Raw genomic sequence first — 8,775 nt, forward strand, 5'->3', positions numbered from 1 at the left:
GACAAGACGTGATTACCGCCCAAGCCTTTTCAACTATCGAGGCCATTGAACGCTGCGCCTGGAATGACTGTTTCCCAGGGGAACTGGAGGACTGGGATTATTACCGGGCCGTTGAACAGGCGGGGGTCACCGACTTCCAGTGGCGCTACCTTGCACTCTATGAAGGCAGCGCATTGATTGCCGCAGCCGCGGCATTTACCACCCAGTACTCGCTCGACACCACGGTGCAGGGCATCGGCAAACGCATCACGCAACGCTTGCGCCAATGGTTGCCGGGCGTGCTGGATATTCGCTTGTATGCCTTGGGCTCGCCAGTGACCGAGCAATGCCACGCAAGCACCGCCAGCCACATCACCGAAGACCGACGTCCGGCGCTGCTGCGTCAGTTACTGACGTTGGCTCGTAACGATGCCAACCAGGCGGGTATCGGCCTGTTGGCGGTCAAGGATGCACCCAGCCACGATCAGCAGTGGATTGACGTCTGCCGCGAGGCCGGGCTGCAAACCATGCCTGGTTTACCGAGTGCGGTATTGCCGATCACGTTCGGCTCACTCGATGCCTATCTCGGCACACTGGGCAAATCCACCCGCAAGGACTTGCGCCGAAAACTTCGGGCGCAAGGCCCGCGAATCGAATGGCGACGCTCGGTCGACGATGTATTGCCCCAGATGATGCGTTTGTATGAAGCCACCCTGGCGCGCAGTGATCTGGAGTTCGAACGACTGTCCGCAGCGTATTTCACCAGTATCCTCGAACACCTCGACCAACGTGCCGCGTGCGTGCTGTATTGGGTGGGCGAGCAACTGGTGGCGTTCAACCTGGTGTTGCTGGACGAACATCGACTGGTGGACAAATTTTTTGCCCACGACCTGGAACAGACCCGTGAGTACAACCTGTACTTCAGAAGCTGGCTGACCAATGTCGACTATTGTATTCAACACAAAATCCCGCTGTATGAGTGCGGCCAGGCCGGTTATGCCAGTAAGCTGCGGCTCGGTTGTAAATTCGAAGGCAATACGCTGTTTTTTCACCACCGCAACGGGTTGCTCAATACAGTATTGAAACTCGTGAAACTGTTTGTCCGACCGGATAAATCCGACCCTGCCATGGCTGCTGCGATAAGCGAAACCTGATGATCAAAGTCCGACGCCGTAAAGCCCTGCCCTTCGCCATCTCCCGCTGGAGCCTGCAACGCAAGCTGGTATTGGCATTCTGGCTGGTCAGCGTGATCCCGACCATGATCGCAGCGGAACTGGCGGCCACCACGCTGTCACAGATCTTCGATAGCAACGTGCGCATCTGGTTGCAGGAGTCGACCAAGATCGTCGAAGACGAGGTCCGGGAAATCCTCCGCGAAAACACGCGGGTCGCCCAGTTGTTACTGCGCCACATCCGCCCGATCAACGACCAGCTCTCGGCCCGGCAGGACCGCCTCAGCGCCGACATTGCCGAAGCCATGGGCATCGACGTCGTGGCGCTGGTGCGCACCAGCGATCACAAAGTGCTGTTCAGTACCGTGGCCGACGACATCGTCCAGCAAATCAACACCGCGCCCAAAGCCGTCCTGCAAACCATTCAGGTCACGGGCGCGTCCACCGGCATCCTGGTCTCGACCTTCCAGACAACCCAGGCTGGGGTCGATTATCAGTTGGTCCTCGCCAACTACCTGGACAGCAGCTTTCTCACCAGCGTCGCCGATGTGCATTCCCTTGACCTGCGGTTGTACCTGGCCAAGGCCGATGACTTCTCGGAAATTTTCGCGACCCAGCGCTTCGAAGATCACCCCATGAAGGTGCCCGAAGACATCGAGCAGATCCTGCGCACCACGAAAAATCCGATCGAACAGTTCACCAAAAACTACAGCGGCATCTATCGGCCAATCCTCAATGACAGCGGTGAACTTCAGGGGGTGATCTTCAGTGGCCTGCTGCGCCACAACAGCCTGGTCGGGCTGGTGAACCAGAGCAACCTGTTCATCCTGATTTTCATCCTCAGTTCGGCGCTGTCGCTGGGTGTCGGCTGGCTGGTCTCGCAACGCCTGACCCAGCCCCTGCGCGCGCTCTCCAAAGGCGTTCGGGCGGTGATCGACGGCGATTATCGTCAGCGAGTGCCGGTTTATGGCAGCGACGAACTGGCCGAACTGAGCAGCACCTTCAACCACATGACCGAACGTCTCGGCGAGTTGCAGCACCTGGAGTCGCAACTGCGCCGCCGCGATCGCTTGCACGCCCTGGGTGAAGTGGCCATGGGCCTGGCCCATGAAATCCGCAACCCGCTGGGCATCATCAAGACCGCGACCCAATTGTTGCACCGTCGCGCCGACCTGCCCGAAACCGACAAACGGCATCTTGAATACGTGGTCARCGAGGTCACCCGAATCAACGACCTGATCACCGACTTCCTCGACTTTGCCAAGCCCAACGCGCCCATGCGCTCCACCCAACCGGTGCGACCGCTGATTGATGAGTTGGTCGGGTTCTGCGCCCCGGAACTGGCGACTCACAACATCGACGCCCGAATCGAAGATACCGCCCCCGGCGCGACCATCTATGCCGACGCACGACAGCTCAAACAGGCTTGCCTGAACCTGGTGATCAATGCCATAGACGCAATGCCTGACGGCGGCCGCCTGACCCTGGGCATAACCACCGATAAGGAATACACCGTCATCAGTGTTTCCGACACCGGCCAGGGCATCGAACCGGACATGCTCGAACGGATTTTTACACCGTTCGTCACCACAAAGGCTTCAGGTACAGGCTTGGGGCTGGCAAAAGTCTTCTCGATCATGGAAAACCATGACGGACGGGTCGAATGCATCAGTGAAAAAGATGCCGGCTCCACATTCAGCCTGTACATTCCGGCCAACGGTGAAGACGACAGCGACGACGAGGACAGTGATGACGCATAACATTCTGGTGGTCGATGATGAGCCCAAGCTTTGCGACTTGTTGGCCTCAGCCCTGAGCCAGAACGACATCCAGGTGTTCACCGCCAGCAATGGCCTGCATGCGCTCAAGGTGCTGGAACAGGAAAACATCGACCTGGTGATCAGCGACTGGCGCATGCCTGGAATGGACGGGCCGCAGTTGCTGGCGGAAATCAAAGTGCGTTATCCGCAACTGCCGGTGATCGTCATGACGGCCTACAGCACGGTGAAAAATGCCGTGCAATCGATGCGCAATGGCGCCTTCGACTACATTGCCAAGCCGTTCGACATCGATGAGCTGGACATCACCGTCAACAAGGCCCTGCAATTTCGCGACATCCTCAAAGACAACCAGCGCATGCGCGCCGAGCTTGAAGAACACCAGCAGATCGACAGCCTGGTGGGCGACAGCCCGACCTTCCGTCGAGTGCTGCAAGCAGTGGATTCGGTACGCGAAAGCAATGCGACCATTCTGCTCACCGGCGAAAGCGGTACTGGCAAGGAAATGGTCGCCCGGGCCATCCACAAACATGGCAACCGCGCTGACAAACCCTTCGTCGCAGTGAACTGTGCAGCGATCCCCGAAGGGTTGCTGGAAAGTGAAATGTTCGGCCATCGCAAAGGCGCCTTCACCGGCGCCGTGACGGACCGGGTCGGGCGCTTCATGCAGGCCGACAAGGGCACGCTGTTTCTCGATGAGGTCGGCGACATGCCGCTGGCCTTGCAGGCAAAAATCCTCCGGGCCTTGCAGGAGCGAGTGATCGAGCCGGTAGGCGACCCGCGCGAGCGCAAAGTCGATGTGCGAGTGATCGCCGCCACCAACAAGAACCTGCTGGAAGCGGTGGCCAACAAAGAGTTTCGCGAAGACCTCTACTATCGCCTCAATGTGTTCCCGATCCCCCTGCCCGCCCTGCGTGAACGGGTCGAAGACATCGCGCCACTGGCCCGACACTTCGCTCATACCCTGGGCGCTACCGCCGGCAAGCGGATCACCGGTTTCAGCCCGGAAGCCTTGCAGGCCATGGCCAATTATTCATGGCCGGGGAATATCCGCGAACTGCAGAACTGCGTTGAACGAGCAACCATCGTGGCCTCGGGTTCAGTCATCGAGGAAGATGATCTGCCGGCGTACCTGTTCGCCTCAAGGCCCACCGTCGACGGCGCCCGCGTGGCCCTCAACGAAGGCACTGGCGTGCCGCCAGACCTTGACGCCGCGCTGATGGAAGTCGAGAAGTCCTACATTCTTGCCGCCCTGCAACAAAGCAATGGCGTACAAGCGGCCGCCGCGCAACTGATCGGTATCTCGGAGCGCAGCTTCTGGTATCGGCTGAAAAAACTCGGGATTCACGTGGACAAAATCGTCCGCTGAAATCGGCCACGTCCCCAACCTTGTGGGAGCGAGCCTGCTCGCGATGGCGATGACACTATTGTCATAGATGTCGGCTGATACTCCGTCATCGCGAGCAGGCTCGCTCCCACAGGGCTCTTGCCCATTACAAACGTTTTACAACAGATTCGGTGCCTGCACCGGATTGATCTGCGCCCAATGCGAGGTGTCCTCACGATGGGTTTTCAGGTACGGCAACACCGCCGCCAGTAATGGCGCCTTGAACGCTTCCTGAAAACGATGAGCCAGCCCCRGAATCAGCTTCAACTGACTGCCCTGGATATGCGCCGCCAAATGAATGCCATGCATCACCGGCAACAGCGGATCAGCGGTGCCATGCACCACCAGCGTCGGCACCCGCAACTGGTTGAGCAGCGCCACCCGGCTCGGCTCGGCGAGGATCGCCATGATCTGGCGTTTCACGCCTTCAGGATTGAACGCCCGGTCGTACGCCACCGCGGCCTGATGCAACAGCGCCTGACGATCATCACTCACCTGCGGACTGCCCAACGCGGCCAGCAGATCGGCCTGTTGCTCCAGTGCAACCTCGCGGTTCGGTGCACTGCGCCGTGAGAGCAATTGCACCAGCGCCGCATTCGGCGCCGGCAGCCCTTCTGCGCCGGAACTGGTCATGATCAGCGTCAGGCTCTCGACCCGCTGCGGTGCCATGGCCGCCATGTGCTGGGCGATCATCCCGCCCATGCTCGCGCCCAGTACATGGAATTGCTCCACGTGCAGCGCATCCATCAGGCCGAGCGCGTCGTCCGCCATGTCGGTCAGGCTATACGGCGCCGCTACGGGTAATCCGAGCTTGTAGCGCAGCACCTCAAAGGTCAGGTTGGCGTTGGCCGGAGCCTGACGCCAGGTCGACAGTCCGACATCGCGATTGTCATAGCGAATCACCCGGAAACCCTGCTCGCACAGCGCCACCACCACCTCGTCCGGCCAGTGAATCAACTGGCCACCCAAGCCCATCACCAGCAGTAACGCAGGATCGGACGCACGACCGATGCTCTGATACGCCAGGCTCACCTGCGCCAGATCGACCCGTTCGGTCGGCACATTGATATCGCAGCGCGATGCCGCCAAGGACGGTAAGCCGAACAGCAGCGCGGCCAGAAAAACCGCAGTTGAAAAAAATCGTACCCGCATGAAGAAACACCGAAACGCAGAACCCCAGTAGAGAGCGAGTCTGATGAACTTTGTTAAAGCGCGCTGCCACAGTTACGTGACAGTTTGATGAAGAGTGCCGAGCGGTCGATTCGTAGACCGCGTTATCGTTCATCGCGAGCAGGCTCGCTCCCACAGGATTTATGTCGGATACAGAGTTTGTGTACGACACCGATCAACTGTGGGAGCGAGCCTGCTCGCGATGGCGTCCTTAAGCCAACTGATTACGCAACTGCCGCGCGGCGGCGACCATATTCACCAACGCCGCCTCAGTCTCCGGCCAGGCGCGGGTTTTCAGGCCGCAGTCCGGGTTGACCCACAGCCGTTCGGCCGGGATCCGCTGCACCGCCTTACTCATCAACTTGACCATCTCGGTGGTGTCCGGCACCCGTGGCGAGTGGATGTCGTAGACGCCCGGACCGATGTCGTTCGGGTAGTCGAAGGCCTTGAAGGCTTCCAGCAATTCCATGTCCGAACGCGAGGTCTCGATGGTGATCACATCCGCGTCCATCGCCGCGATGGATTCGATCACGTCGTTGAATTCGCTGTAGCACATGTGGGTGTGGATCTGGGTTTCATCACGCACGCCGGACGCGCTCAAGCGGAACGCTTGCACCGCCCAGTCGAGGTATTCCGGCCATTGCGCCCGGCGCAGCGGCAAACCTTCGCGGAACGCCGCTTCGTCGATCTGGACGATTTTGATCCCGGCCTGCTCCAGGTCGACCACTTCATCGCGCAGGGCCAGCGCCAATTGTTGCGCCTGGACTTTGCGCGACACGTCTTCACGCGGGAACGACCACATCAGCATCGTCACCGGCCCGGTCAGCATGCCTTTCATGACCTTGTCGGTCAGGCTCTGCGCGTAGCTGATCCAGTCGACAGTCATGGCTTTCGGACGGCTCAGGTCACCGTAGATGATCGCCGGCTTCACACAGCGCGAACCGTAGCTCTGAACCCAGCCGAAACGGGTGAACAGGTAGCCGTCGAGTTGTTCGGCAAAGTACTCGACCATGTCGTTGCGCTCGGCTTCACCGTGCACCAGCACATCGAGACCAAGACGTTCCTGGATTTGCACCGCATGACGGATTTCGCTGTGCATGGCGTCGGTGTAATCGTTGGCCGAGAGCTTGCCCTGTTTGAACGACTGGCGCGCCAGACGGATCGATGCGGTCTGCGGGAACGAGCCGATAGTGGTGGTCGGGAAAGCCGGCAAATTCAGACGTTCGCGTTGCAACTCGATACGCTTGGCAAACACCGAATGACGCTGGCTGTCGGTGTCGCAAATGGCTCTGACGCGGGCCTGCACCTCGGCTTTGTGGATGCGTGGCGACTGCGCACGACTGGCCTGCACGGCACGGTTCTGCGCCAGCGCAGCCTGGACCTTCGGCGCTTGCGGGTCGTTGAGCGCATCCCGCAGCACGGCGATTTCACCGCACTTTTGTACGGCGAACGCCAGCCAGCTCTTCAGCTCGGCGTCGAGTGTGTCTTCACGGTCCAGATCCACCGGGCTGTGCAACAGCGAGCACGAACTGCTGACCCACAGGTTGTCGCCATAACGCTCTTGCGCCGGTTTCAGTTGCGCCAGTGCCTGTTCCAGCTCGCAGCGCCAGACATTACGACCGTTGACCAGGCCCACCGACAGCACTTTGTAAGTCGGCAGGCGATCGAGTACCTGGCCCAGTTGTTCCGGCGCCCGTACCGCGTCGATGTGCAAGCCGTCCACGGGCAGGCTCACGGCCAGCCCGAGGTTGTCTTCCAGGCCACTGAAGTAGGTGGCCACGAGTTTCTTCAGCGGCGAATACTGAAGGATGTGATAGGCGCGTTCGAAAGCGTTTTTCCAGGCTTGAGGCAGGTCGAGGGTCAGGATTGGCTCATCGATCTGCACCCATTCCACACCTTGGGCCTTGAGCCGATTGAGGATTTCGCCGTACAGCGGCAGCAGGCGTTCGAGCAGCTCGAGCTTGTCGAAGTCGTTACCTTTGGTTTTGCCCAGCCACAAATAAGTCAAAGGGCCGATGATCACCGGCTTGACGCTGTGCCCGAGGGCGTGGGCTTCGTCGACTTCGTCGAACAGCTGCTCCCAGCTCAGTTTGAACGGCTGGTCAGCGCTGAATTCCGGGACCAGGTAGTGGTAGTTGGTGTCGAACCACTTGGTCAGTTCCTGCGCATGGTGCGTCTTGGCTGGCTCACCGCCGCAGCACTTTGCACTGGCGCCACGGGCCATCGCGAACAAGGTGTCGAGGGTCGGCAGGCCTTGCGCATCCTTGGTGCTGTCGAAGCGTTCGGGAATCACGCCAAAGGTCAGCGAGTGCGTCAGCACCTGGTCGTACCAGGCGAAGTCGCCCACGGGCAGCAGGTCGATGCCGGCGTCTTTCTGCACTTGCCAGTGTCTGGCCCGCAGTTCACGGCCGACGCTTTGCAACCCGGCCTGATCGAGGTCGCCTTTCCAGTAGGATTCAAGGGCTTTTTTCAGCTCGCGGTCGGCGCCAATGCGTGGAAAACCGAGTGTGTGGGCCAAGGCCATGGTGAGTTTCTCCCTATAAAAGATGGCCCTATTGTCGACAGCCAACCCAACATGAGACAAACTCAACCTTTTCGTGTTGATCACAAAATTTACTCATGGAGCCCCCCGGTGCTCGAAATACGTCACCTGAAAACCCTGCACGCCTTGCGCGAGGCCGACAGCCTGGTCGACGCCGCCGACCGTCTGCACCTGACCCAGTCCGCCCTGTCCCACCAGTTCAAAGAGCTGGAAGAGCGCATGGGCATGCCGCTGTTCGTGCGCAAAACCAAACCGGTGCGGTTCACCAGCGCCGGCCTGCGCCTGCTGCAACTGGCCGACGCGACCCTGCCGCTGCTGCGCGGTGCCGAACGTGACATCGCACGCCTGGCCGGTGGCACCGCCGGACGGCTGCACATGGCGATCGAATGCCACAGCTGCTTTCAGTGGCTGATGCCGACCATCGACCAGTTCCGCGATGCCTGGCCGGAAGTCGAGCTGGACCTGGCGTCGGGCTTTTCCTTCGCTCCGCTGCCGGCCCTGGCCCGTGGCGACCTGGACCTGGTGGTGACGTCCGACCCGTTGGAACTGGCCGGGATTACCTACGTGCCGTTGTTCACTTACGAAGCGATGCTCGCAGTGGCCAACCAGCATCGGTTGGCGAACAAGCCGTACATCGTCCCGGAAGATTTGCTCAGCGAAACCCTGATCACCTACCCGGTGGAACGCGATCGGCTGGACATCTTCACCCGCTTCCTGGAGCCGGCCGACATTGAACCGGCGCAGGTC

6 protein-coding genes are annotated in these 8,775 nt (G+C 60.2%); 4 read left to right on the top strand and 2 right to left on the bottom strand.

Annotated elements, in window-relative coordinates; all coding sequences use genetic code 11:
• The first annotated feature begins 8 nt into the window (after nucleotides 1–8).
• Genes AC1DH9_RS03130 through AC1DH9_RS03140 form a run of 3 tightly spaced genes read left to right on the top strand, consistent with a single transcriptional unit; the run spans nucleotide 9 to nucleotide 4,298 of the window.
• Nucleotides 9–1,133, top strand: a complete 1,125-nt coding sequence (locus AC1DH9_RS03130) for a GNAT family N-acetyltransferase (protein ID WP_427541105.1) — start codon at nucleotides 9–11, stop codon at nucleotides 1,131–1,133.
• Nucleotides 1,133–2,911, top strand: coding sequence for a sensor histidine kinase (locus tag AC1DH9_RS03135; RefSeq protein ID WP_477807785.1), 1,779 nt, complete (start codon nucleotides 1,133–1,135; stop codon nucleotides 2,909–2,911). Before AC1DH9_RS03130 ends, AC1DH9_RS03135 begins: the two co-directional genes overlap by 1 nt.
• Entirely contained in the window at nucleotides 2,901–4,298 is a 1,398-nt protein-coding gene (locus tag AC1DH9_RS03140) for a sigma-54-dependent transcriptional regulator (protein ID WP_427541111.1), read from the top strand. Before AC1DH9_RS03135 ends, AC1DH9_RS03140 begins: the two co-directional genes overlap by 11 nt.
• Nucleotides 4,299–4,433: 135 nt before the next feature.
• On the opposite strand, the gene AC1DH9_RS03145 is transcribed toward AC1DH9_RS03140, so the two are convergent.
• Together AC1DH9_RS03145 and metE are read right to left on the bottom strand one after the other, a co-directional pair.
• Nucleotides 4,434–5,468, bottom strand: coding sequence for an alpha/beta fold hydrolase (locus tag AC1DH9_RS03145; RefSeq protein ID WP_477807786.1), 1,035 nt, complete (start codon nucleotides 5,466–5,468; stop codon nucleotides 4,434–4,436).
• Nucleotides 5,469–5,697: 229 nt separating this feature from the next.
• A complete protein-coding gene (gene metE, locus AC1DH9_RS03150) occupies nucleotides 5,698–8,010 on the bottom strand; it encodes a 5-methyltetrahydropteroyltriglutamate--homocysteine S-methyltransferase (RefSeq protein ID WP_427541117.1) in 2,313 nt (770 codons plus the stop codon).
• Nucleotides 8,011–8,118: 108 nt separating this feature from the next.
• Here metE and metR point away from each other — a divergent pair.
• A partial coding sequence (gene metR / locus AC1DH9_RS03155) for a transcriptional regulator MetR (RefSeq protein ID WP_477807787.1) occupies nucleotides 8,119–8,775 on the top strand: 657 nt, incomplete at its 3' end.

The sequence above is a fragment of the Pseudomonas sp. 05T35 genome (assembly GCF_056396605.1).